1 pseudogene is annotated in these 920 nt (G+C 56.8%); it reads left to right on the top strand.

Annotated features, from left to right (window positions below):
- Window positions 1–67: 67 nt before the first annotated feature.
- Window positions 68–920 (top strand): annotated as a pseudogene (locus B348_RS1000000131075) (IS5 family transposase).

Below are 920 nucleotides of genomic sequence, written 5' to 3'. Positions count from 1 at the left end.
GCGAATTAGGTTTTGTACGAAAAGTCGTTGTGGCTAAAATTGCCGCCATGACCGGTTGGAGGCCCGTATGGCAAGGCGTTACGAACTTTCTGATGCGTCATGGGAGCTGATCAAGGATTTGGTTTCTCCAGAACAGAAAATGGGCCGTCCTCGCAACGATGATCGTCAGGTTCTCCACGGAATTCTGTGGATCCTGTGCTCGGGCGCTCCCTGGCGCGACCTGCCTGAACGCTTTGGGCCTTGGTCAACGGTGTATCAGCGTTTTCGTGACTGGCGCGACGACGGCACATTCGAGCGAGTACTGGAGCGTCTGCATATTCGGCTGAACCGGGAAGGACTGATCGACTTGGACACCTGGATGATCGACTCCACCGCAGTACGAGCAACCCGAGCCTCTTCAGGCGCCGGGAAAAAGGGGGGCCTGAAGAACCGTTAGACCATGCCTTCGGGCGCAGTCGAGGCGGTCTGACCACCAAGATTCACATGGTGTGCGATGCCAATGGCGTGCCATTGCATTTCAGGCTTTCACCAGGACAAGCCAGTGATGTCTCCCACGCTCAGCCGCTGCTGGATGCTGTAAGAATTGCTGGCAAGCCAGGACGACCGCGTAAACGTAGCCGGTGGTTGCTGGCTGACAAGGGATACGATGCCGAGCACCTGCGCCAGTACTGCGACCGTTACCGAATGCAGCCGGTAATCCCATTGCGCGCTATGCCGCGCAAACCTCGACCTGGCTGCCCCGACTGTTTGACCGGCCCAAATACCGGCAACGGAACATCATTGAGCGGATGTTTGGCTGGCTGAAAGAAAATCGCAGGATCGGCACTCGCTATGACAAGCTGGCCAAGAGCTTTGCAGCCATGGTCACCTTGGCCTGCAGCCTACGTTGCATGCGGCAATACTTTTCGTACAAAGCCTAG

It is taken from the genome of Pseudomonas sp. CBZ-4, assembly GCF_000346755.1.
In the GTDB taxonomy this organism is placed as follows: domain Bacteria; phylum Pseudomonadota; class Gammaproteobacteria; order Pseudomonadales; family Pseudomonadaceae; genus Aquipseudomonas.
Note: the sequence above shows the minus strand (reverse complement) of the source record. Positions and strands in the feature narration are given on the sequence as shown.